The organism is Amycolatopsis sp. WAC 01416 (assembly GCF_003947485.1).
Classification (GTDB): domain Bacteria; phylum Actinomycetota; class Actinomycetes; order Mycobacteriales; family Pseudonocardiaceae; genus Amycolatopsis.
This window is the reverse complement of the sequence record NZ_QHHX01000001.1, coordinates 769,682-791,588: the sequence shown is the minus strand read 5'-3', so window position 1 is coordinate 791,588 and position 21,907 is coordinate 769,682. Positions and strand designations below refer to the sequence as shown.

Annotated in this window: 23 protein-coding genes and 1 tRNA gene; 9 read left to right on the top strand and 15 right to left on the bottom strand. The window is 68.7% G+C overall.

What is annotated here, in order from left to right; genetic code table 11:
• Positions 1–87 precede the first annotated feature (87 nt).
• Together DL990_RS03880 and DL990_RS03875 are read left to right on the top strand one after the other, a co-directional pair.
• Positions 88–160, top strand: a tRNA-Gly gene (locus DL990_RS03880).
• A 295-nt stretch (positions 161–455) separates the two neighbouring features.
• The gene (locus DL990_RS03875; RefSeq protein WP_125797876.1) at positions 456–2,207 is read left to right on the top strand and encodes a hypothetical protein; all 1,752 of its coding nucleotides are present in this window, start codon (positions 456–458) and stop codon (positions 2,205–2,207) included.
• Here the strand turns inward: DL990_RS03875 and DL990_RS03870 are convergent.
• The 9 genes from DL990_RS03870 to DL990_RS03830 all read right to left on the bottom strand — a co-directional run bounded on the left by DL990_RS03870 (position 2,204) and on the right by DL990_RS03830 (position 6,732).
• Positions 2,204–2,497, bottom strand: coding sequence for a YiaA/YiaB family inner membrane protein (locus DL990_RS03870; protein ID WP_125781774.1), 294 nt, complete (start codon positions 2,495–2,497; stop codon positions 2,204–2,206). The two genes, DL990_RS03875 and DL990_RS03870, sit on opposite strands and share 4 nt — an antisense overlap.
• A gap of 293 nt (positions 2,498–2,790) precedes the next feature.
• Positions 2,791–3,192 (bottom strand): immunity 7 family protein, encoded by a 402-nt coding sequence (locus tag DL990_RS03865; RefSeq protein ID WP_125781773.1) that lies wholly within the window; start codon positions 3,190–3,192, stop codon positions 2,791–2,793.
• 38 nt (positions 3,193–3,230) lie between these two features.
• Positions 3,231–3,770 (bottom strand): DUF2716 domain-containing protein, encoded by a 540-nt coding sequence (locus DL990_RS03860; RefSeq protein WP_125781771.1) that lies wholly within the window; start codon positions 3,768–3,770, stop codon positions 3,231–3,233.
• 187 nt (positions 3,771–3,957) lie between these two features.
• Positions 3,958–4,566: a hypothetical protein gene (locus DL990_RS03855; protein WP_125781769.1), complete on the bottom strand. Its 609-nt coding sequence runs from the start codon at positions 4,564–4,566 to the stop codon at positions 3,958–3,960.
• A 75-nt stretch (positions 4,567–4,641) separates the two neighbouring features.
• On the bottom strand, positions 4,642–5,148 hold the full coding sequence (locus DL990_RS03850; protein ID WP_125781766.1) for a hypothetical protein: 507 nt from the start codon (positions 5,146–5,148) through the stop codon (positions 4,642–4,644).
• A gap of 69 nt (positions 5,149–5,217) precedes the next feature.
• A complete protein-coding gene (locus DL990_RS03845; protein ID WP_125781764.1) occupies positions 5,218–5,517 on the bottom strand; it encodes a helix-turn-helix transcriptional regulator in 300 nt (99 codons plus the stop codon).
• A 5-nt stretch (positions 5,518–5,522) separates the two neighbouring features.
• A complete protein-coding gene (locus tag DL990_RS03840; protein ID WP_125781762.1) occupies positions 5,523–5,876 on the bottom strand; it encodes a type II toxin-antitoxin system RelE/ParE family toxin in 354 nt (117 codons plus the stop codon).
• 87 nt (positions 5,877–5,963) lie between these two features.
• Positions 5,964–6,485, bottom strand: a complete 522-nt coding sequence (locus DL990_RS03835; RefSeq protein WP_125797875.1) for a type II toxin-antitoxin system RelE/ParE family toxin — start codon at positions 6,483–6,485, stop codon at positions 5,964–5,966.
• A gap of 4 nt (positions 6,486–6,489) precedes the next feature.
• Positions 6,490–6,732 (bottom strand): hypothetical protein, encoded by a 243-nt coding sequence (locus tag DL990_RS03830; protein ID WP_125797874.1) that lies wholly within the window; start codon positions 6,730–6,732, stop codon positions 6,490–6,492.
• A 78-nt stretch (positions 6,733–6,810) separates the two neighbouring features.
• Between DL990_RS03830 and DL990_RS03825 the strand changes: the two genes are divergently transcribed.
• The 6 genes from DL990_RS03825 (at position 6,811) to DL990_RS03800 (ending at position 14,966) form a co-directional block, all read left to right on the top strand.
• Complete coding sequence (locus tag DL990_RS03825; protein WP_125781758.1) at positions 6,811–7,941, top strand: hypothetical protein; 1,131 nt, start codon at positions 6,811–6,813, stop codon at positions 7,939–7,941.
• A gap of 143 nt (positions 7,942–8,084) precedes the next feature.
• Positions 8,085–9,422 (top strand): flagellar basal body-associated protein FliL, encoded by a 1,338-nt coding sequence (locus DL990_RS03820; RefSeq protein WP_125797873.1) that lies wholly within the window; start codon positions 8,085–8,087, stop codon positions 9,420–9,422.
• A 175-nt stretch (positions 9,423–9,597) separates the two neighbouring features.
• Positions 9,598–10,770: a methyltransferase gene (locus DL990_RS03815; RefSeq protein WP_233620375.1), complete on the top strand. Its 1,173-nt coding sequence runs from the start codon at positions 9,598–9,600 to the stop codon at positions 10,768–10,770.
• Positions 10,767–12,668, top strand: a complete 1,902-nt coding sequence (locus DL990_RS03810) for a glycosyltransferase family 4 protein (RefSeq protein WP_125797872.1) — start codon at positions 10,767–10,769, stop codon at positions 12,666–12,668. Before DL990_RS03815 ends, DL990_RS03810 begins: the two co-directional genes overlap by 4 nt.
• Entirely contained in the window at positions 12,661–13,200 is a 540-nt protein-coding gene (locus DL990_RS03805; protein WP_233598684.1) for a hypothetical protein, read from the top strand. Before DL990_RS03810 ends, DL990_RS03805 begins: the two co-directional genes overlap by 8 nt.
• Positions 13,197–14,966: a glycosyltransferase family A protein gene (locus tag DL990_RS03800; protein WP_125797871.1), complete on the top strand. Its 1,770-nt coding sequence runs from the start codon at positions 13,197–13,199 to the stop codon at positions 14,964–14,966. Before DL990_RS03805 ends, DL990_RS03800 begins: the two co-directional genes overlap by 4 nt.
• Before the next feature lie 281 nt (positions 14,967–15,247).
• On the opposite strand, the gene DL990_RS03795 is transcribed toward DL990_RS03800, so the two are convergent.
• The 6 genes from DL990_RS03795 to DL990_RS03775 all read right to left on the bottom strand — a co-directional run bounded on the left by DL990_RS03795 (position 15,248) and on the right by DL990_RS03775 (position 20,315).
• Positions 15,248–15,973, bottom strand: coding sequence for a Crp/Fnr family transcriptional regulator (locus DL990_RS03795; protein WP_125781745.1), 726 nt, complete (start codon positions 15,971–15,973; stop codon positions 15,248–15,250).
• Complete coding sequence (locus tag DL990_RS41195; protein WP_158632582.1) at positions 15,973–16,143, bottom strand: hypothetical protein; 171 nt, start codon at positions 16,141–16,143, stop codon at positions 15,973–15,975. The genes DL990_RS03795 and DL990_RS41195 overlap by 1 nt, the downstream gene beginning before the upstream one ends.
• A 578-nt stretch (positions 16,144–16,721) precedes the next feature.
• Positions 16,722–17,390, bottom strand: a complete 669-nt coding sequence (locus DL990_RS03790; protein ID WP_125797870.1) for a response regulator transcription factor — start codon at positions 17,388–17,390, stop codon at positions 16,722–16,724.
• A complete protein-coding gene (locus tag DL990_RS03785; RefSeq protein WP_125781741.1) occupies positions 17,387–18,511 on the bottom strand; it encodes a sensor histidine kinase in 1,125 nt (374 codons plus the stop codon). The genes DL990_RS03790 and DL990_RS03785 overlap by 4 nt, the downstream gene beginning before the upstream one ends.
• Positions 18,512–18,569: 58 nt before the next feature.
• Entirely contained in the window at positions 18,570–19,418 is an 849-nt protein-coding gene (locus tag DL990_RS03780; RefSeq protein ID WP_125797869.1) for a hypothetical protein, read from the bottom strand.
• A gap of 63 nt (positions 19,419–19,481) precedes the next feature.
• Positions 19,482–20,315 carry a helix-turn-helix transcriptional regulator gene (locus DL990_RS03775; RefSeq protein WP_125797868.1) on the bottom strand — a complete coding sequence of 278 codons (834 nt, stop codon included), beginning with the start codon at positions 20,313–20,315 and terminating at the stop codon, positions 19,482–19,484.
• A 108-nt stretch (positions 20,316–20,423) separates the two neighbouring features.
• Here DL990_RS03775 and DL990_RS03770 point away from each other — a divergent pair, with 108 nt between their 5' ends.
• Positions 20,424–21,854 carry an MFS transporter gene (locus DL990_RS03770; RefSeq protein ID WP_125797867.1) on the top strand — a complete coding sequence of 477 codons (1,431 nt, stop codon included), beginning with the start codon at positions 20,424–20,426 and terminating at the stop codon, positions 21,852–21,854.
• Positions 21,855–21,907 lie beyond the last annotated feature (53 nt).

Here is a 21,907-nt window from a genome sequence, read left to right as displayed (position 1 = left end):
CGTCTAGGGGTGGGTCGAAACAGCTACAGACGGTCGGTGTATGGTTGTTCCACTGCTTCAAACGAGTGTTGAAGCGGTGAGAGACATGCGGATGTAGCGCAGCTGGTAGCGCATCACCTTGCCAAGGTGAGGGTCGCGGGTTCGAATCCCGTCATCCGCTCGCATGCGGGCACCGCGTGCGCAGGTAAAGCCTGCGCCGCAGCGTACTCGCCATAATTCCCGGGGGCCCGAGTCCCCGGACCCCCACGGTTCGTTCACCTCACCTTCCCGGGTGGGTATGGGGCATTTCGATCTTCTTTGTTGGTCTTTTCGGTTACTAAGTGCTACAGGTTCGGTGAGCGGGGTCACACGACCGTAGTAATTCGGATTTGCGCATACGTTCGCCTGCTGACGATGGCCGTCACCTGCGAGTTCGGTACTTTGTGGACCGGATCTTCAAGGGTGGGGAAACACGGATGAGCGAGAACGCGCGCGACGGCGGCCCCGTCGCGACCATGGAAGCCGAGCAGGAGACACCTGAACCCGGCAAGTCCGTGAAGCGAGGTCTGCTCGACAGGCTTCCCTACTGGGCCCTCTGGGCACTGACCGCGGTGCCGATCCTGCTGTCGATCATCGAGGTCGTCCGCGCCCCCAAGATCAACCACGCGGACTACTGGGTCGTCCTCGGCCTGATCGCCGACAAGAACGGCGACCTCGACGTCGCCCAGCTGTTCCACCTCTACCACGAGCACCCGATCGTGCTGGTCGGTCTTGTCTTCTGGCTCGACGCGAAGCTGTTCGCCGGGACCCAGCCCCCGCTCGGCTTCCTCAGCGTCATCCTCGCGGCAGGCATGTTCGCCGCGCTGTGGAGCATGCTGCCCCGCACCCTCACCGGCCTGCGCCGCGCGGGCGTCGTCGCCGGACTCTCCGGCCTGGTGTTCTCCGCGGGCACGGTCGAATACTTCGGCGACGGCATGATGGGCGTCCAGTGGCTCCTCGGGCTCGCTCCCGCCGTCATCGCGATCGCCTTCGCACACCACGGCAAGCTTGTCCCGGCCTTCCTCTTCGCCTTCATCGGCAGCCTCGGACACGGTGTGGCGTTCCCGGTCTGGATCGTTCTCGCGCTCGTTCTCTGGCTCCGCGGCGAGAGCCGGATCAAGGCCGCGCTGCCGCTCGGCCTCGGCTTCGTCGTCTTCGTCCTCTGGCGCGTCGCGCCGTGGCCGCCGAGCTACCAGAAGCCGAACGTCGTCGGCGCCGACACCTACCTCGGCGCGATGACGAGCACGATCGGCCAGTCCTGGTCCACCAAATCCCCCGATCTCGCGTTCCTCGCCGGCGCGCTGACCGTCGGCCTTTTCGGCGTCCTCGCCGCGACAGCCGTGAAGCAGCGGCTCGCGTCCGAGAACTTCACCGGAACGCTCGACGGCCCCGCACCGGTCGCGGCCGTCGCGGGCTGGTTCGGGCTCGCCGCCCAGGTGACGCTGAACGGTGTGATGATCGGCGTGAGCCGCGGTGGTTACAACGCCACCGAAGGCATGTCGTCCCGCTACGTCGGCATCGGACTCCTCGGTGTCTGCGCAGTACTCGTGCTGCTGGTGACCCGAGGCCCACGCGCGGTGCGACTCAAGGCGATCCCGCTGGCGCTGGTCATGGCGCTGTGCGTCTACGCGATCGGGAACACCGCCGCGGGCGCGACCCGCTGGCGGTACGCGTATCAGCCCGTCCTCGCGGTGGCGATGCAGGTCGACGCCAAAACGGTGATGAGCAAGATGTACGCCTACCCCGACTTACTCGAGCAGCAACGGGCGATGGGCATCTACCCGTTCACCCCTGACTTCACCCTGGGCTGCGGCGCGGGCGGGCCGGAGCTCGGAACGACCGTCGACCTCGCCAAGGCCGTCGAGCTCAAGGGCCCCGGCTACGGTCCCAAGGACACCGCCGGCGCCGTCGACGCCGTAACCGTGACCGGCGACAAGCAGATCGACGGCTGGGCGCTCATCGGCGGACAGCAGGCCCAGTGCATCCTCGTCACGGACGGCGCGGGCAAGGTCGTCGGCGGCGGCACGGTCGGCCTTCCCCGCGACGACATCACGCAGTTCCTGAAGGGCACCGGCCGCTCCGGCTGGCAGGCCGTCGCGGCCCCCGAGGTCAAGGACGCGGTCGTCCTCGCCTATCGCGACGGCACCTACCACCGCATCACCACGATGAAGGACGCCGGGAAGGGCTAGAGCGCGGGCGTTTTGAAGGGGTCGTGCTCGGCGAGGAGTTTGTCGACGCGGGCCTGGTCGACTCTGCTGACGACGGTGTTCTCGTCCTGCCGGTCACGGATGCACTTGGCGAGGGTGAACGCCGAAGTGGTCAGGAAGAGCATGCCGAGGGCGAGGAAGCCGCGGACCCAGCCGTCGACCGGCAGGTACCAGATGCCGACGACGACCGCGAGCAGCGCCAGGCCGAAGGAGAGGGCGGCCTGGACGAAGAACGCGACAGTGGTGGGAGGCGCTGCGGAGGTTTTCGTCATGCGTACCACGGTCGCGCCGACGGCCCCCCGGTGTCTTGAGTACGGCTACTCAAGAAGTGTTGCGATTCGATTCGACAAACGCCGCAATGTCGTCAAAAGCATCTTCGACTTGCCAGCCGAGCACGGGATCTTCCACCAATTCACGCAACTTCGAAATCAGCTCATCCGACTCATTGAGAGTCGGCAACCTTCAGCTCCCGCCACTGCGACAAATGAGACCACCTATCGATACGGGCCGGGTAAGCAGCCGAACAGCCTAATTCGATCATCCACGAAAAGCGTGGGCGGACGGCTCAGATCTCGTAGCCGTCCAGCACGGTCGGCGCGACCGGGGACAGGTGCTCGTCGCCGTGTTCGGTGACCAGGCCGCGGGCCATCCGATACACCTTGAATTCGTTGTCGTGCTCGGGATCCTGGTCGTCCCAGACGTGCAGGAGGCCGTAGGAGCCGGGGGCGAGGTCGCCGACGCGGGTGAACAGGTCCACCAGTTCGGGCGCGATCGCCGTGCCGTGCTTGTCCATCCCGCCCAGATGCAGCACCGGCACCCCGGCGGCCCAGCGCAGGTCGAGCAGATCGGCGTCGCCGAAGTCGCGGACGGCGCGGTGCACCCGCTCGACGATCCGCTCGAGCAGCGCCGCGTCGTCATCACCGGAAGGGCTCGCTTGGATGGTCACCCACCCGTGGTATTCGAACACCCGCCTGAGTTTAGGCAGGTCCGCCCGCCGGACGGTGGTCAGCCCGCCATCACGGCCGGTGCCCCGTTGCGCCGGAGCTCGTTCTTGAAGACGCGTTCGCCGTGCTTCTCGAAGGCGGGCACCAGCTTCTCGCCGTAGACGCACAACGTCCGTTCCCACGGATGCCCGAGCGTGCCGAAGCGGAAGTCGTTCGCCAGGAAGAGGTGATAGTCCGTGCGCGGGAACACCGGGACCGGCCACGGGTCGAGCGCGGCGTGCCGATGCGGGTAGAAGCGGTACGACTGGTGCTGCCAGTGCAGCACCCATACCCACTCGTCCTCGGCGACGCAGTCCTTCAGCGCCGAGAGGGCGACACGGGCGACGTCGTTCTGCTCGACGGCGTACGGGCCCAGCCGGAATTCGGCCGACGAGCGGTCGAGTCCCCCTGGCGCGAGATCCCACGCGACGGATGGAGCGGGTTCACGGAAACCGGGCCAGGCGTGCGCGTAGGTGCTCGGCCAGAACGCGAGCTTGTCGTAGATCCAGTACCAGGCGGGCTCATCTGCGACCCTGGAGATGGCTTCCCAAGCGTTGTTCACGAGCGACCCTCGGTGGTTCGGCCGATTAAGACTGGGAAAGCTTCGTGTTCAGGGCCCAAGTTGTCCAGCTCGTGGGCATACTCCGCGAAACTGTCACCTGATCAGGTGTCTTGCGCCGCCGCCGGAACCGTGAGAATGACGGTGCGTGAACGGCGGACCCACGGAAGGCGGGCCCGCCGTCGTTCGCTCACGCGGCCGCCTCCCAAAGGCTCATGAAGGCCGAGGCCTCACTCCGTACCCACGGCCGCACCTTGTCGCGATCGCGCGGCGACAACGCGAACTCCTTCGAACGCCGGACGTCGACCACGAGCGGCCGTCCGCCTGGGCGCAGCTCGTCCATGGTCTGTTCGAGCAGCCACAGCACCATCTGCGCCGCGTCCCGGCTCAACGGCTCCTCCTTGAAGTAGAGCCAGGTGACGTAGACGGGGCCGTCGCCCTTGCGCAGGCCGAGATGCGGGTTGATGCCCACCTCGAGCGACCCGAGCCGCCATCGTGACCGGCCGACCTCGGCCAGCCGCAGGTCACGCCGCCCGACATAGCGCAGCCAGCCGTTGGCGATCTCGCTGTAGTGCGGCCGCGTGCGCTCGTCCGCGTTCTCGACCAGCGCCCGCAGTACCTCGCGATCCCGCCCGGAGATCCGTCCGGCACGGATCGCGTTCGCGGCACGGAGGTAGAAGTTGAACCCGCCCCTGGCCGGGTCCTCGTACTGACGGCGCCAGCGCCGGACGAACGAGGAACGCGAAGGACCCGAGCTCGTGCTGTACCCCACGAAGGTGGGCAGGGTGATGTAGGCCATCCGTGTCTGCCTTTCGCCGCTGTTCCTGCTGTACAACACCCATTTTAGAACACATGTACGACAGAAACCGGGGCTTTACGGGTGACGCGGGGAAGGAGGCCAAGGACCTTCGAGCAGCTCGGCCGATTCCTCGAGGATCGGCACCTCGCAGACGTCCCTCGGGGTGAGGTCGGTCGGGATCCAGTTCTCGAGCATCGCCGACCAGCGCGTGATCCCCCGCAGCGACGGCGGGGACCCGAGCAGCTCGCCGACCTCGCTGATCAGCGCGCCACCGGCCGCGGGCGAGAGGCGGCCGTCGACCATCGCGGTGAGCCAGCCGTGGATCAGCGACCAGCGGGCGGCCGTCGGATCGGCGGGCAGTTCGAGCCCCAGTTCGTCGACGACCTGGCCGAACACCTTGTCGACGGTGGCTTCGGCGGAGGACTCCAGCCCGGCGAGCAAGGCGAGGGACGGGGTGTCGAGTCCGGCGACGATCGCGTCCAGACCGGCCTCGACCAGGTGGGACGTGCGGACGTCACGGCCGGCGAGCCTGCCGATGGCCAGCTCGCGCAGCGCGCCGCGACAGGCGTCGATTTCCGTCATCCGGCACTTCCCACGTCCGCCACCGTACCGGCGGAACCGGCCATCCGCGCCTGACCAGCCGAAAGAGCATCACACCGTGGAAAGACGCGGGGTAATGCGAACGTCGAGATCGGCTTCGAGGGCATGCGCCAGCCGTTCCAGCACCGGAATGGTCGGAACCGTTCCTCCCGCCTCGAATCGCGCGACAGCGGACTGCGTCATCCCCGCCTCGGCGGCGAGCCTCGTCTGGGACCAGCCACGTGCCTCGCGCATTTCACGCACGGTCTTGCCCAGGTCGTAAGCCAGCTTCGCGGCCTCGTACGCGTCAACGGCGCCCGGCTCGGCCATCCGCCGCTCGCGAAGCCGCCGCCAGTCGGTCCGCTCGGCCATCGTTCTCACTCCCCTTCGTGCTCATCGGTCGTATGCCGTCGAGCAACACATCGCCACATCGCCTTCCGCGCCCGCCGCACCTCACGCTCGTCGCGCATGCGGGTTTTCCGAAACTCGGTCAGCAACACGACTCGCCTGCCGGATGCGATCCAGTAAGTGATCCGCACGGCCTCTCCGTCCAGATGGAACCGCAACTCCCGCAGCTTGCCATCGAGCTGTCGCGTGTACGGCTCACCCAACAGCGGGCCTCGCTCCGCGAGCAGATCCACGTAGAAGGCCACTGTCGCGAAGCGCGCCGCGGACAAACTCTCCAGCCAGTCGCGAACCTCCGGTTCCAGTTCCACGGTACCCCATGTCATAGCTTTGATGCTATATATGCAGGTCCAATCACTATCGGACGATACGTTTGCGCTTCTGCAATCGAGATCATCGCCGCGGCACCTTGATCAAGGTTGAGGCTTGATGGTGAACGCGGTCCAGAGATCCACTGCTTGCTCAAGATCAAGAGCAGTGACCTTCTCGGGCGAGACACCCGCCGTACGAATGAGGCGATTCGCGAGCCAGTCAGGCACCGGCTCACCTTGCGGCTCGGCCTCGACGACCACATCGCCTGCCAACCGACCGAGCTTGGCGATCACATCCGCGAGACGCTGAACCTCAGGACTTTCGTCAGCCGCAGCCGCCACTCGCGAGGTTGCCTCCGCATAGACCTCAGCATCAGATCGAGCCCCTGCACGCCAAATCTCGCAGATCTCCACTGAACCGTTCTCGTCCAGGCGATACACGATCCGCCAGTGATCGCGGCCGACGACCAACTTGCGAAAGCCCGTGAGGTTCCCACCCAATGGGTAGCCTGCCTTCGGGTCATCGAGAAGGAACATGATCTTTTTCAGGACCTCGGGGACGACATCCGGCCCAAGCCGACGCAGATCGTCGAGGGCTGCCTCGGTGAAAGCGACTTGGACCATCGAGCTACTCGTCGTCCTCGATGTCGGCAAGCGATTCCCGGGTGTGACCGAAGGCGGCCATGACCTCGTCCAGCGACGTGCGCCGCCCCTTGTCGGCGACCGGCCGACGATGACGGGTGACTACCAGCGCGTCACCCCTTTCGGCGTCGGCGACCAGTCCGGCAACTCCCCGTTTGGTCGCCTCGGTGACCGTCAGCTCGTGGGCGTCCTTCAAAACCGTGCTGGACCAGGTCGTGAGTGGACGCAAGAATGGGGAAAGACCACATCAACCACCCATAAGGGTGCATGCAACACTGGCTGCCCACACCCGGCGGCAGGGGGCTAAATGAGCTGGCAAGACGAGCTTCGACAGCTGGACGTCGAGCTGGCCGCGGGTCGCATCGGGCACGCCGAACACCGACGTAAGCGCGATGAGCTCCTGGCAGAGGCCTCCGGCGGGACGATGCCGTCCCCGGTCCCCTCGCCACTGCGACGTCCGGGCGGAGCGTGGCACAGCACCAATCCCGCCGCGCGGCCCGTCGAGCCGCCCGCCGTCACCGTCCAGCAGACCCAGCCGTACCAACAGACCCAGCCGGTGTACACGCCTGTCGAGCAGCCGGAGAAGAAGGCGGGCATCCCCCGGATCGCGGACCACAAGACCACCGCGCCCTCACCCGCCGACATCAATCCGACGGTCTATCTGCGTGCCACCCCGCCGCCCGCCAGGAACCAGCCGTCGATTCGCGAGCCGAACCGGCCGCTTCCGCCGCTGACGCCGGAGCCCGGCCCGCGCCACCAAGCGCCGGCCGAGGATTACGCGGTGGTCGGCAAACGCAAGCCGACGTGGCTGTTCATCGGCGCCGGGGTGCTGGTGGTGCTGGCGTTGATCATCGGCGGAACGCTGTGGCTGGGCACTTCCCGGTCCTCGAACGTCGCCGAGCAGCCGCCGGCGCAGAGCGTGGCCCAGCCGCCGAACGGCCTCGCGCCGTCGGGTCAGCCCGACAGTGCCCAGACGCCGTTGGAGGACCGGCTCCCCGCGCTGCCGGGGACACCGTCGAAGGACAACTCGACGATGTCGGTCGCGAAGGGTGTCGAACTCAGCCTTTACTCGAAGGCCGCGGGCGACTACCTCGCTTCGAAGAACGTCGCTTCCGTCACCTACAAGGGTTCGAACGAGGGTACGAACAGTTACCTCGTCCTGGTGATTCCGGCGAACGACGCGAAGGACGCGGCTTCGATCGTGAAGTACTTCCGGGAGAACTCGATCGACGCCGGACTGCGCGAGCAGCGCGTCGGCGATCGGCTCGCCCTCGTCGGCGCGAACCAGAACGGCCAGCTCAGCGGCATCGGTTACGTCTCCGGGACGATGGCCGTCACGACGTGGGTCTCGCAGCCGCTCGGCGGCGACCCGCAGGCGCTCGACACCCGTCTGGAGCAGACACTGACCTCGTTGGACACCGTTCTCCCGGCGGGCTGAGAAACGCAGGTCGCGGGGAGATCACGATTCGACCCGCGGGGGCGCGGCCAGTCCGGGCAGTGCAGAATGTGCGAGGTCACCGCAGTGGTGGTATCGCGACGGCCGGGAGCGTTCCTCCCGGCGGGAATCGGATAAGGGGGCCGGTGGTGTCCTGGCAGGAAGAGCTGCGCAATCTGGACGAAGAGCTCGCATCTGGACGGCTCTCCGCCGATGATTACCGGCTCCGCCGTGACCAGGTGCTGTCCTCGGCTGTCGCGTACGGCGACCCCGCGCAGCAGCAGGTCCAGCAGCCCGGCCAACAGCCGCAGCAGCCGTTCCAGCAGCAGCCGCCCGCGCCGCCTCAGCAGCAGGCGCCGCAGCAGCCCGGTCAGCCCAGCGCCGACTCGACGCAGATCATCGCGCCGGTGAACCAGCCGCAGCAGAACGGCGGCGAGGGCGAGCGCACCCAGGTCGTCCCGAACTGGCAGCAACAGCAGTCCGATCCGAACCGCACCCAGGTCGTGCCGCCGGTGGCGTCCCCGCCCGGCGGTTTCCCGCAGCAGGGCCAGCAGGCGTCCCCCGCCGGCGGCTTCCCCCAGCAGGGTCATGCCTCGCCCGCGGGCGGTTTCCCGCAGCAGCAACAACAACAACCGCAACACGGTTACCAGCAGCCGCAGCAGCAGGGCTGGACCGACAACGACGCCAGCCCGCCGTGGGGTGGTTCGGACTTCCCGCCGATCTCGCCGGTCGGCAGCACGGAGTGGGTCAAGCAGGGCCCGGAGCTGTTCGAAGACAAGCCCAAGGGCAAGGGCGGCAAGATCGCGATCATCGCGATCGTCGCCGTCCTGGTCCTCGCCGGTCTGGGTGTCGGCGGCTACTTCGCCTTCTCCGGTGGTGGCGACACCCCGCCGGATCCGACGGCCGCGCCGCAGTCGTCCCAGCCGCCGCCCGCCCCGCCGTCGTCGACCAAGCCGAAGACGCCCGAAGAGCTGCTGTTCGAGAAGATCCCGGAACAGTCCGGTGAAGAGGACCCGAAGAGCGGCGCGATCCCCGTGGCCCAGCTCGCCGAGCTCGCCGGCCTGGAGAAGGCCGAGGCGGATCTGGTGATCGCCGCCGGGGTCAAGCAGGTCGCGTACCGGGGCTCGCAGAAGCAGCCGGACGAGACCGGGCCGCAGCCGGCGAAGATCTCGGTCACGGTCATCCCGCTGACCAGCCCCGGTGCCGCCGCTGACCTGATCAAGCAGCTGCGCCAGTACCAGACGACCAACGGATTCGTGCAGATCACCGAGCCGCTGCCGGGGATGCCGCCGAAGCTGAACTTCCAGAAGAAGATCGACGGCGACAAGGGCTCGTACCGCGGCACCTGGATCAGCGGCAACAACATCGTCCGCGTCGACATCCTGCAGAACCCGCTCGGCGGGGAAGAGGGCGAGAAGGCGTTGAGCGGCACGTACCAGCGTGCGGTGAAGAAGACGCTGGAAAACTACGCCGTCACCAGCTGAGCGATGACCGCCGAGACGGCACGGCTGCTCACCACCCTGCTTTCCCTGGCCGAGGACGCCGGTTCGCTGTCCGACGAGCTGCACTTCGCCGGGCCGGGACGCCGCCGAGCGTGTTCCCCTCGACCACGGTGCCGCGAACGTCCTCCGGGCGCTCGTGGTGCCGAAGGCGGCGCGGGTGCTGGAGGTCGGGGCCGGTTTCGGGGGGCTGACGCGGTATCTGGGCGAGATCTCGGAGACGGTGCACGCCGTCGAGGCGGACCCGGTCCGCGCGGCCGCGGTGCGGTTCCGCACCCGTGACCTCGGCACCGTGACGGTGCACGACCGGCCGCCCGCCGACGGTTACGACCTCGTCGTCGTCCAGCAGCCGTACGCGACGCGAAGCCTCCTGGACTCGGTTCGCGAACGGCTGTCACCGATGGGCGCCGTCGTGGTGCTGACGGCTTCGCGCGGTGTCGCCAGGACGCTGGCGGCGGCAGGACTCGAAGTCCAGCGTGAGCTGCTCTGTTCGCCCGGGCACGAGGTCGCCCGTGCGGTGCGCGGCCCGCAGATCGACACCGAACTGCCCCGGCTGTCCGCGGCGATCGCCGGCGGTCCCGCCAACGGACTCGCCCTGCTCTGCGGTGCCGGCGCCGCCGCGCTCTGGCCCCCGTACCGGCTCGCGACCTACTTCAACACCGCCGAGCGCGCCGCTTTCGCCTGCACGCGCGCCGACGTCGTGCGCACCGGGGAGGGCGCCGAGGTCCGCCGCACGCCGCTGGTCCCGTCGTCGCCGGTGGCCGGGATCTCGGTCGGACCGTGCGCGGACAAGGTGTACGACGCCCCGACGATGGTCGAAGTCCTGCTCGACGAGCCGGAACGGGTCGCGGAGCTGCTCACCGGATGGCGGGATCTCGTCCGCACGGAGGCCTCGCGCGGGGTCGAGGCGTTGTGGGATCTGGTGCCGCACAACGTGCTTGTCGATGGCGAGACGTTGCGCCCGATAGACCTCGAGTGGCGGAACGAGAGCGCCGGCGTGCCCGAAGTGATCGAACGCGGAGTGCTCGTACTGGCCGACAAGCTCGCCGACGCGGGCCAGCGCGGGGCGGCGGCGGGCGGGTCGATGCGCGACCTGGCGGGCTGGCTCGGCGTGCTGATCGGACTCCACCCCTCCTTTGTGGACAGTGCGGTGGCGCGTGAGGTCGCCTTCTCGACGATCGCCTCGTGCGGCACCGCGCACGGCACGGACGAGGTGCGGGTGGCGATCGACGGGATTTGGCGAACGCGCCTGGCGAGAACCGTCCACGAGTACCGTTCACCCAAGGTCGGCGCCGGTGTGGCGGCGAACGAAGACGAGGTAGCCAAGCGATGACGAGCCTGCATACCGCCGGCATCCTGACCCCGGCCCGGCCGGTCGGGCACATGTTCGAGCTCCGGGGCTGGACGACCGGGATCAGCCGGATCGGCGAGATGTCCGTGACCATCGCGGACGTCGAGGCGAACCTGTTCCCCGAGCCGTGCCCAGGTGCGCCCGAAGGCACCTTCGGCTGGCGCGCGGTCCCGGGATCTTGGGTCCCCGCGGGCACGCAGGACATCGTCGTCACCGGTCCGGACGAGCGCGTGCTGAACCAGGCGACCGTCCACGTCGGAACGTTGCCTGGCGAAGAACCGCTGTGGCTGGGCGAACTCGAAGCGCCGAAGCAGGGCAAGGTCAGCGAAGGACACGTCGTCTACGTGACGGGGTGGGCGTTGCTACAGGGCCGCGCGCCGAGCCTGATCGAGGTCATGGTCGAGGGCGGCGGCACCGTCAGCGCGCGCACCCGCCTGCCGCGCAAGGACGTTCCCAAGGAATTCCCCGGCTTCGACGACGCCGCGGTGAGCGGCTTCGAGGCCTGGGTGCCTGTCGATCTCCCGTACGGCGAGGAGCGGACGCTGTCGCTTCGCGTCCGGTACCGCACCGAAGGCGTCGGCGAGGTCGTGTCGACGAAGCGCACTTTCACGCTTCGCAACCCCGTCGCGGACTTGGACGACGCCGAGCACGCCGGGGAGCTGGCCGGGGACACCGCCCGCGCGATGGCGCGCGTGAACATCCCGACCGACCCGAAGCATGTGCTGGTGTTCACGCACAGCCTCGGCGTCGGCGGCGGGCAGCTGTGGCTGCAGGAACTGCTGAGCCGGATGGTGACCGATCACGGCTGGCAGGTCAGCCTGGTCAGCGAGACCGACGGCCCGCTGCGCGCGGACTGCCACGAACTCGGCATCCCCGTGCACGTCACGACGCACTACCGGAACCAGACGGTGCCCGCCTACGAAGGCCACGTCGCCGAGCTGGCGCGCTTCGCGAAGTGCTCCGGAGCGGGCGTCGCGCTCGTCAACACTCTCGGTGGCTTCGTCGGCGCGGACGCGGCGAAGCGCGCCGGGATGCCGACGGCATGGGTCATCCACGAAAGCTTCTCGCTGCCCGCGTTCGCCTACCAGAACTGGGGCCCGGTGAAGCCGCCCGCCGCGGTGTGGCGGCGCTGGGAAAGCGCCCTCGCCGAGGTCGACAAGCTGCTGTTCGTCGCGGACGCGACGCGCGAGATGTTCCTCCCGTACAGCAAGCCGGAGCGGTGCCGGACGGTCCGCTACGGCACGCCGATGCACAAGTTCGGCGGCCGGACGCGGTCGGAGACGCGGCGGCAGGCGCGCAACATGCTCGGCTACTCGCCCGACGACATCGTGCTGGTCAACATCGGCATCGCGGAAGCCCGCAAGGGACAGGCGCCGCTGATCTCGGCGATGGAGCGGATCCACAAGGTCCACCCCGAGGCGAAGCTGTCGATCGTCGGCCTGCACCCCTCGCCGTACGGGCTGGCGATGGAGGAGTCCGTCGAGCGCGCCGGGCTGGAGAAATCGGTCAGTCTCGTGCCGATCCAGCCGGATCCGCTGCGCTGGCTCCAGGCCGCGGACATCTTCGTGAACAGCTCCGACATCGAGTCACTGCCGCGGTCGATCCTCGAAGCCGTCTGCTGTGGCGTCCCCGTCGCGGCGACCGACGTGTTCGGCGCGCGGGAGATGATCGTCGACGGCGAGACCGGCTGGCTGTTCGAGACCAACGACGTCGACGCGCTGACGGCGGCGTTGCTGCGCGCGCTGGGCACGTCGGCCACGCGCCGCCGCGAGATGGCGAAGGCCGCGCACGAGAAACTGCTGCCGTGGCTGGACCCGGCGGGCTACGCGCGCGAGTACTCCGAAATCCTGACCGAACTGAGTGGGGGCGTTCATGTCTGACACCGACATTCCCGGCCGTGTCCAGGCCGAGCTGACCCGGCTCCGTGCCGAGCGGCAGGTGTTCACCGCCGAGCAGGACCGGCTGAAGGCGAAGCTGGCCGACACCGAACACGAGTTGCGCGAGGCCACCGCCGCCGCGCCGGACGAAGGCGAGTCCGCCGAGGTGAACCAGAGGCTGGCCGCACAGCGGGAAGAACTCGATGTCGCGAAGGCGCGGTTGCAGGCGCTGGAGGCCGAGGTCCTGCTCGCCCACCAGCAGCGTGACTCGCTGCGCGCGGAACTGAAGACCTGCCGCGAGGAGCGGGACAAGCTGCGGCTCGCGCTGCTCGACGCCGAACTCGTGGTGTCGGCGGGCGTCGTCGACGCGGACGTCCTGCCCGGTGGCGAGCCGTCGGCCGACCGGCAGCGGCTGCTCAACGCCGAACGTCTCGCCGCCGAGATGGCCAGGGAACTCGACGCCACGCGCCGCACCGTCAGCTGGCGGGTCACCGCGCCGCTGCGGGTCGTACGGAAGAAGATGGACCGGTCGTGACCGAACTCTGCTTCGTCTCCGCCGAGGGCGGTTCCGCCTTCATGGAGGAACTGCTGGAGGTGGTCGCCGACGCCGTGCGCACCGCGGGCGGCAAGGCAAGTACCGCGATCGGCAGGTACCCCGATGCCGGGAACGACACGGTGTACGTCGTCGTCCCCCACGAGTATTTCGTGACCGTCCCGGACGCCGACTTCCCGACCGCCGCGCAGTGCCGCCGCACCATCGGGTTCTGCGTGGAGCATCCGGGGACGGCGACCTTCGAGCGCAACGCCGAACTGCTGTCGATCCTGGGCGGCGCCGTCGACATCAACACCGATTCGACCGCCGAACTGCGGCGTCGCGGGATCGCCGTCGAGCATTTCCAGCTCGGCTACAGCCCGCTGTGGGATCTGTGGGGCGGAGACCTCGACAGCCCGCGCGACCTCGACGTCACCTACCTCGGCACGGCCGAGCGGCGGCGTTCGGTGCTGCTCGGCTCGTACGCGCGGGACCTCGCCGGGCTGCGGACGCGGCTGCTGACCCCGCCGCACGAGCCGATGACCGCCGCCCGCGTCGACTTCCTGCCGGGCAAGGCGAAGTTCGAGCACCTCGCGCGGTCGCGGTTCCTGCTGAACCTGCACCGCGAGCAGAAGCAGACCCTGGAATGGGTGCGCACGCTCGAAGCCATGACCAACGGCTGCGTGGTGGTCAGCGAGACCTCGGCGGACGTCGAACCGCTGGTCCCCGGCGAGAATCTGGTCCTCGCGCGGCCGGAGGCGCTGGGCTCGGTCGCCGCCGCGCTCGCCGACGAGCCGGAACGGGAACGCCACCTGCGTTCGGCCGCCTACGGTTTCGTGAAGTCGCTGGACATGACGGCGTCCGCGCGGCACCTGATCGACCTGGCGGCTTCGCTGGGTTCGGCGACGGCCGCGGACATCGCGCCGGCGCGTGCGCTGGCGACGAGCCTGCGGAATCCGGAAAACGCGCTGGCCGTCGACACCCCGTCGTTCGACGCGCGGTTCGCGGGCGACCGGTCCGCCGCCGGCCCGGCTTCGGCACGCGGGACGGCGTTGTCGGCGAGGATCGCGCAGCGCGCGGCAGGTGCGCGGCGGGTCGCCACGCGACGCTGGGAGCCCGCGGCGGCTGCGCCGGCGGGCACCGCCGACGTCGACGTGCTGATCGTGCGCCGGACCGGCGAAGTCGATCCGGACGAACTCGCGAACGACCTGCTCACCGGCAGTGTGGTGCCGCGGAAGGTGCTCGTCGGCGAGGACGGCGTGCACCCGTGGCCGCGTCCGCGCCCGTACGACGTCCTGCTGCACGACACCCCACTCGGCCGCGGACTCACGCGGAACTCCCTGCTGGAGCGTTCGACGGCGTCGTGGCTGCTGGTTCTCGACGGCGGGATGCGTGCTTCGGAGTTCCTGCTGGAGCGCCTGCTGGCCGCTTCGGAAGGGGCGGACGTCGTGCACTGCCCGGTCGCGGACCCGGTCGACGGCCTGGTCGGCGCGCTGCCGCCGGAGGAACGGCGCCTGCGGACGCTGCCGTATCTGGGCAGCGGCTACCTGGTGCGGCGCTCGCTGATCGACGAATTCGGCGGGTGGAACACCGAGGTGCTGTTCGAGGGCCTGGAGGATCACCTGTTCTGGCGGCGGGTGGCCGCGGGCGCCCGGCCGACGACGCTGGTGCAGCAGGTGCTGCTGCGGCGGCTGCGGCCGGATCCGGACTCGCGGCCGATGGACCTCGACCCGCATCGGGTGTGGGCCGCGGTCGGCAGCGCGCTGTAGCTCCCTCGCGTGCAATGAAAGGCCCCTTCATTGCAAATTTTGCAATGAAGGGGCCTTTCATTGCACTCGCGGTGGGCGTGGCGTTAGTCCGAAAGTGTGAGTCAGGCCGTGTCGGTGAACGTCCTCCCCCGGTGATGCGCCTTATGGGCAGAGCATCGGAGCGTTCGGTGCCGGACGAGGAGGAGCCGCCATGGCCTGGGAAATCGCCCTGGTCGCCGCGCTGGCGGTCGTGTTCGTCATACGGCTCGCGCTTCAGCTGAAGCGCGGCTGACCTCGTCCGGTCACCCCATCGCCACCCGCCTGCCCAGCCGCATCTGCGGAATTCGCCGCGGCCGGGCGGGGAGCGGAAAGAGCGGCGGGCCGTCCTCTCGCAGGCGCTTTTTCACGTGGATCGTCTTGTATCCCGTGGTCAGATAGCCCTCTTTCTTCAGTTTCGTTATTTCGGCGTTCACCGACGCGGGGGAAGCGCCGATCGCGGACGCGATGTCCGCGTGATTCAGTCCCACGTCGATGACGATCCCCTCCGCGTGGGGAATTCCGTAAAGCGCCTGCAACCGGGCCAGGAACGCGGTCAACCTGCTCCGCACCTTGGCCGTCGCGAAACCCAGCGCGATGTCCCGCCGCCGCAGCCGGAGGGCCGAGTCGGCGGCGATCCACGCCATGGCCTGCTTGTCTTCGCCGAGAAAGCCGTGGAAGGCGTCCTGTGGGATCTCCAGCACGCGTACCGGTTTCGTGGCCACGAACGAAAGGTGACTCGGGCGGCACGCCAGGCAGGCTTCGACGCCGAGGACGTCGCCCGCGCTGAGCAGGTCCACGATCATCGGCACCGTGTCGCCCTGAGCCGTCCGCAGCGCTTTCACGAAACCGGAGCGCACGATCAGCACCGGTGGCGACGGCTCCCCCTGGTTGAGCAGGGTGGCGCCTGCCGGGTGGTCGACATGTCTGCCGAGTTCGAGCAGCCGCTGCCGTTGGCGTTCGGTGGCCGCCGCCAGGAAGTCCGCGCCCATCAGCCGATCACCGCCGCGAACGCGTAGAGGATCGCCGGAAGCCCGGCCACGAGAGCCGCGACCGACCCGATGACCTTCGCCGGTTGAGCGACCTTTCCGGCGAGCAAGAGCCGGGTGAGGATCGCGGCGAAAACGATGTAGGCGAGAACGACGACGCCCGCGGTGATCACCAGAAGGGGATCAGGAGTATTTGTCGTCAATAGTGACTCCCAGTGAGAAGTGAAAGCGATCAAGCCCCTGCCCGGCCGGGTGAGAATCACGTCCTGTAGGTGACGCGCCCTGCGGCCGTTCTTCCGAAGAGTACTGCTCAGCGGCATTGCGAGGAAGCAACCCGATGCTCGCGACACTCATACAGGGTGCCCCTATTCGGCCATTTCACGACGGAAAGTAACAATTGCTTCGACGTCCACCGAAGAAGAAAGTCACGGACCGTGCCCGAAAAGGCCGCCAGTTTTCGCGGATCACCGGTGAAAACACCGGAAAATCCGGATTGGCCGTACGGGCATATCGGTTGGACGCCTCGACCGGAAATCGGCTGCCACTTCGCCGAGCCCGGCATTTCCCCTGGTCGAAGCGAAGGTCTATCGACCGTGACGATGCACGTGCAGATGCACGACCCGGCCGGCACTGCCCACAGCAGGGCTGGATCGAGGGCGATTTAACGGAGGGTCAGCGATCCAGCGCGCTCGATCACGACCCGTGATCTGCGACGAACTTCGGCAATCTCAGCTTTTTGGGGGAATCTCACTCACCCCCGGCGAGGACTGACCAGACCGGATTCGTAGGCCAGCACCACCAGCTGCGCTCGGTCGCGGGCGCCGATCTTGGTCATGATGCGGCTGACGTGCGTCCGCGCGGTGGCCGTCGAAATCACCAGATGCGCGGCGATCTCGTCGTTCGACATGCCACCGGCGACCAGGCCGAGCACCTCGCGTTCGCGGTCGGTGACCTCGCGGACGGCGCTCACGTCGATGCGGCGGTTCTCCGGCCGGTCGACGAACTCCGCGATCAGCCGCCGGGTCACGGTCGGCGCGAGCACCGCCTCGCCCGCGGCGACCACCTTCAGCGCCCGCAGCAACTCCACCGGGTCGGTGTCCTTCAGCAGGAACCCGCTCGCGCCGGCACGCAACGCCTCGTAGACGTACTCGTCGACGTCGAAGGTGGTGAGAACCAGGACCTTCACCCCGGCCAGCTCCGGGTTCGCGGTGATCCGCCGCGTCGCTTCCAGCCCGTCGACGCCGGGCATCCGGACGTCCATCACGACGATGTCCGGCCGGTGTTCGACGGCGGCCGCGACGGCCTGCTCACCATCGCCTGCCTCGGCACAGACCTCGAAACCGTCTTCGGTCTCCAGCAACACCCGGAAACCGGCGCGCACCAGCACCTGGTCGTCGGCGAGGACCACCCGGATCGTCATTGTTCCCCCTTGATGGGCAAATCCACGCGAACCTCGAATCCGCCGTCCACCACGGACGTCGTGAGCGCGCCGCCCAGCGCGGCCGCCCGTTCGGACATCCCGCGCAGCCCGTGGCCGGGCGCGGGTTCGACGGCGTCACGACCATCGTCGCGGACGAGCAACGTCAGCGCACCGGTTTTCCGCTCGAACCTGACGTCGACCCCGCTCGCCTGCTTCGCGTGGCGGACCACGTTGGTCAGCGATTCCTGGAGGATCCGGTACGCGGCGCCGTCGACGGGCGCGGGCAGCTCACCCGGCTCGCCGTCGACGCGGACCTCCAGCCCGGCGGCTCGCGCGTGCTCGAAAAGCTCTTCGGCCTGGGAAAGGCTCGGCGCGGGCGCCTTGTCTTCACCCGAACGCAGCACGGCCAGCGTCGCGCGGAGGTCCTTCAGCGCCGAAGCGCTCGCCTCCTTGATGTTCAGCAACGCTTCTTTCGCCTGCTCGGGACGCCTGTCGGCGACGTGCGCGGCGACCCCGGCCTGCACGTTGATCATCGCGAGGCTGTGCGCGACGACGTCGTGCACCTCGCGGGCGATGGTGAGCCGCTCCTGCTCGGCCATCCGGTGCCGGTGCTCGTCGGCCTGCTCGCGGCGGGCCCGCGCGGCGGCCATCCCGTTGCGCACCGCCGTCCCGACCCCGACGACCGCGACCACCCAGACCAGGCCCAGCCCGGCTCGCAGATCGAAGCCGTCGAACCCGTGCCGGACGAACAACGCGATCCCGGTGGCCAGCAGCAGCGATCCGCCGGTGATCCCGGCGACGATCGGCCCGCGGATCTTCGTGAGCACGAACAACGCGATCGTCGGCAGCACGATCACCGGCCCGCCGGGGTTGTCCGACGCGTAGTAGCCGAGCGTCAGCGCGGAGGTGAGCAGGAAGACCGTCATCGGGAAGCGGTGCACGATCAGCAGCGGCACCGCGGTGGCGACCAGCCACAACACGCCGGACTGGGTCAGCGGCGGCGCGTCCGGCTGCCAGCGGGAAGCGCCGCTCGTGGCACCGAGGACGAACCCCAGCGGCAGCACCACGCGCAGCACGCGGCCCACCCAGGGGCTCCACGGAAACCGTTCTTTCAGCAGCACAGGACGAAAGCTACCCGTGGTGGGGGCGAGCTGCGTCCGTTGAAAAGCGGCTTCTCGGCTACGCCGCGTGCGGTAGCCGCCGCAGGACCGACGTCATCAGCAGCACGCCGCCGATCGCCTGGACGGCCAGCACCGGCACCTGGCCGCCGGATCCCATGGTGAACGCGCCGAACAGCCCCCACGCTCCCGAGCCCGCCATCGCCCCGGCGCCGGTCCACACCAGCACCAGCCGTGGCCAGAACCGTCCTCGTGCCACGGTCGCCAGCGCGATCGCGGCGACGACGCTGAGCACCGCGATCACCACGTCCTGGCCGCGGGCCGACATGCCGCCGGAGCCGAACGCCCAGATCGAGTGGCCGATCGCGGAGACGAGTGCGGCGGTGATGCCGAGCAGGCCGGCCACGCCGATCGTCCCCGGCCGCACGGTGCCGGTGACGACGAACCACCAGCGGTCGCGGGCGTAGAGCACGAACGCGGTCAGCAGCATGATGCCCTGCCAGGCGAATCCGCCGTAGACCACGGCCCAGACCCAGTTCTCCAGTGGCAGTTCGGCCAGTTGCGGTTTCATCAGGTCGGCGACGATCACCGGGAGGTTCAGCACGATCGGGGCGAGCAGGCCGGTGCCGATCCAGATCGGGAAGAGCACGAGCGGCGCGGGGATCCGGCGGCCCCAGGAGTAGGTGAACGCCAGCGCGAGGATCACCGCGACGACGTCCAACCCGCCGGTGAGCAGATTCGCGAAGAGCATGAGCTGGGAGTCCACAAAGGACGGATCGCGGAGGCCGAGGCTGCCGCCGGTGACCCAGGAGGCCTTGAGGGTCAGGTACGGCAGGGTGCCCAGGATCGCGGCGTAGCAGACGATCAAGCGGGAACTGGAGATCTTGGGGGCGGAGACTGCTGCGGTCATGCTCTCAGCGTCGGCGTTCCCGCCGCGGAAAGACTCCCTCGCGAGCCTGGTCCGCCTCCCCCTTCAGAAGGAGCTGGGCAGTTTCGCCGCGGTTTCCTCGTCGGCCGGGGTGAGCGTCGCCAGCGAGATCTCGGAACGCCGCCCGAGGTAGAGGTACGAGAACTCGAATCGCAGCAGGCCGACGTCCGGGTGCAGGTACCGCTTGAGGACGATCCGCTCGCTGGAGACGTCGTGTTCCTTCCACATCCGCTCGAAGAGCTCCGATTCCTGCCGCAGCCGCTTGACCAGGTTCTTCCACGCCGGCTCGGCGAGGTGCCCGGCCATCGCCGCGCGGAAACCGGCGATCACGCGGGGCAGGTTGAGCTCCCAGTCCGGGAGCCTGCGGCGCCACTCGGGGTTGGTCAGGCATTGGATCAGGGTGTTGCGCTCCCCGAACGGGATCGCGTCGATGCCGCCCATCAACCAGTCGTAGGCCCGGTTGTAGGCGAGGATGTCGCACCGCGCGTTGCGCACGCAGACCGGGAACGGCTCCAGTTTGTCCATCATCCGGTAAACGTTCTGGCTGAGGAGCTTGCAGTCCTTTTCCAGCGGCGGCTCCGGCGCGCCGGCGAGGGTGAACAGGTGCTTGTGCTCGTGCGGGTCGAGCCGCAGCGTGCGGGAGATCGCGTCCAGCACCTGGTCGGACGCGTTGATGTCGCGTCCTTGTTCGAGCCACGTGTACCAGGTGACCCCGACGCCGGCCAGCTGCGCGACCTCTTCGCGGCGCAGCCCCGGTGTGCGGCGCCTGCCGCTGATCGGCAGGCCGACCTGGTCCGGGGTGATGCGCTCGCGGCGGCTGCGCAGGAACGCGGCCAGTTCGTGCCGCCGCACCTCGGCCACTCGCGAATCGACGGTCATGGTCACCTCATCAGGTTCGCAAAGCTCGAAGCCGGTTACCAGGTAGTGGTGGTACCAGGATAAACACACTCCTGGTACCAGGTTCCCGATCGGCTGATCGTGGTACTCATGACTTCGACGCAAGTTCCGGCGACGCCTGCCCGCGTCGCCGCCGGACCGGCCCTGACTTCGGCGGGCCTGGTCACCGTGCTGCTGGGGGCGGCACTTCCCCTCATCGACTTCTTCATCGTGAACATCGCCCTGCCCGCCATCGGGTCGGATCTCCGCACCTCGTCGGCCACCTTGGAACTGGTGGTCGCGGCCTACGGGATCGCCTACGCCGTCCTGCTCGTCGTCGGCGGCAGGCTCGGCGACGCCTTCGGCCGCCGCAAGCTGTTCCTGATCGGGCTGGCCGCGTTCACCGTCACTTCCCTGCTCTGCGGGATCGCGCCGACGGCGTTGACGCTGGTGCTGGCGCGGGCCGCGCAGGGGGCGGCGGCCGCGCTGATGCTGCCGCAGGTGCTGTCGATCATCCAGGCGACGACGACCGGCGAGCGCCGGTCCAAGGCGCTCGGTCTCTACGGCGCGACAGCGGGCCTTTCGATGGTGCTCGGCCAGTTCCTCGGCGGGGCGCTGGTGGCCGCCGATCTGTGGGGCACGGGATGGCGGCCGATCTTCCTGGTCAACGTGCCCGTCGGGATCGCAGGCCTGGTGGTCGCGCGGCGGCTGATCCCGGAGAGCCGCTCGCGGAATCCGCTCGGCATCGACCGTCCAGGCACGATCTTCCTGGCGATCGCCCTGGTGTCCTTGCTGCTCCCGCTGACGGAAGGGCCCGTGCTGGGCTGGCCACTGTGGACGGTCGTGCTGCTCGTCGTGTTCCCGTTCGCCGCGGCCGCGTTCGTCCACGTCGAACGGCGGATGGAGCGCGCACGCGGTGTCCCGCTGCTGCCGCCCTCGGTGATGCGGATGCCGAGTGTGCGGCAGGGGTTGCTGGTCGGGGTGCCGTTCTTCATCGGGTTCAGCGCGTTCATGTTCGTGTTCGCGGTGACGCTGCAGGACGGCCTGCACCTCGGCCCGCTGGATTCCGGTCTGGTGACGGCGCCGCTTTCGCTCGCCTTCTTCGCGATGTGCCTGGTCAGCAGTCGGCTGGTGACGCGGTTCGGGCAGCGGGTGGTGACCGTCGGGCTTTCGGTGCAGTTGCTCGGGCTGCTGACGCTGATCGGCACCGTGTTGCTGGGATGGCCGGAGCTGGGGGTGCTCGATTTCGTGCCGGGGATGCTGCTGTGCGGTCTCGGTCAGGGGCTCGCGATGACGACGGTGTTCCGGATCGTGTTGTCGAAGGTGCCGCCGGAGATCGCCGGGGTCGGCAGCGGGATGCTGACGACGTCGCAGCAGGCCGCGATGGCGCTGGGGGTGGCGACGCTGGGGACTTTGTTCGCTTCCGCCGGCGCGGGCCCGCTCGGGATGAAGGGCGCGTTCGTGCTGGTCATCGGGATTCAGTCGGTGCTGACGGTCGGCGTGATCACGGTGGCGCGGCGGCTGCCGGATCCGCGGAACTGAGAAAGTTCGATTTCACCCGTCGGAGTTCGGGCTCCCCGAGCGACGATGGGGAT

Coding starts and splice junctions, on each gene's coding strand:
- DL990_RS03770 (WP_125797867.1), top strand. CDS start 20,424: ATGACTTCGACGCAAGTTCCGGCGACGCCTGCCCGCGTCGCCGCCGGA.
- DL990_RS03805 (WP_233598684.1), top strand. CDS start 12,661: ATGTCTGACACCGACATTCCCGGCCGTGTCCAGGCCGAGCTGACCCGG.
- DL990_RS03845 (WP_125781764.1), bottom strand. CDS start 5,517: ATGGCCGAGCGGACCGACTGGCGGCGGCTTCGCGAGCGGCGGATGGCC.
- DL990_RS03825 (WP_125781758.1), top strand. CDS start 6,811: ATGAGCTGGCAAGACGAGCTTCGACAGCTGGACGTCGAGCTGGCCGCG.
- DL990_RS03870 (WP_125781774.1), bottom strand. CDS start 2,497: ATGACGAAAACCTCCGCAGCGCCTCCCACCACTGTCGCGTTCTTCGTC.
- DL990_RS03795 (WP_125781745.1), bottom strand. CDS start 15,973: ATGGGCGCGGACTTCCTGGCGGCGGCCACCGAACGCCAACGGCAGCGG.
- DL990_RS03790 (WP_125797870.1), bottom strand. CDS start 17,390: ATGACGATCCGGGTGGTCCTCGCCGACGACCAGGTGCTGGTGCGCGCC.
- DL990_RS03855 (WP_125781769.1), bottom strand. CDS start 4,566: ATGGCCTACATCACCCTGCCCACCTTCGTGGGGTACAGCACGAGCTCG.
- DL990_RS03775 (WP_125797868.1), bottom strand. CDS start 20,315: ATGACCGTCGATTCGCGAGTGGCCGAGGTGCGGCGGCACGAACTGGCC.
- DL990_RS03810 (WP_125797872.1), top strand. CDS start 10,767: ATGACGAGCCTGCATACCGCCGGCATCCTGACCCCGGCCCGGCCGGTC.
- DL990_RS03835 (WP_125797875.1), bottom strand. CDS start 6,485: ATGGTCCAAGTCGCTTTCACCGAGGCAGCCCTCGACGATCTGCGTCGG.
- DL990_RS03780 (WP_125797869.1), bottom strand. CDS start 19,418: ATGACCGCAGCAGTCTCCGCCCCCAAGATCTCCAGTTCCCGCTTGATC.
- DL990_RS03875 (WP_125797876.1), top strand. CDS start 456: ATGAGCGAGAACGCGCGCGACGGCGGCCCCGTCGCGACCATGGAAGCC.
- DL990_RS03840 (WP_125781762.1), bottom strand. CDS start 5,876: ATGACATGGGGTACCGTGGAACTGGAACCGGAGGTTCGCGACTGGCTG.
- DL990_RS03850 (WP_125781766.1), bottom strand. CDS start 5,148: ATGACGGAAATCGACGCCTGTCGCGGCGCGCTGCGCGAGCTGGCCATC.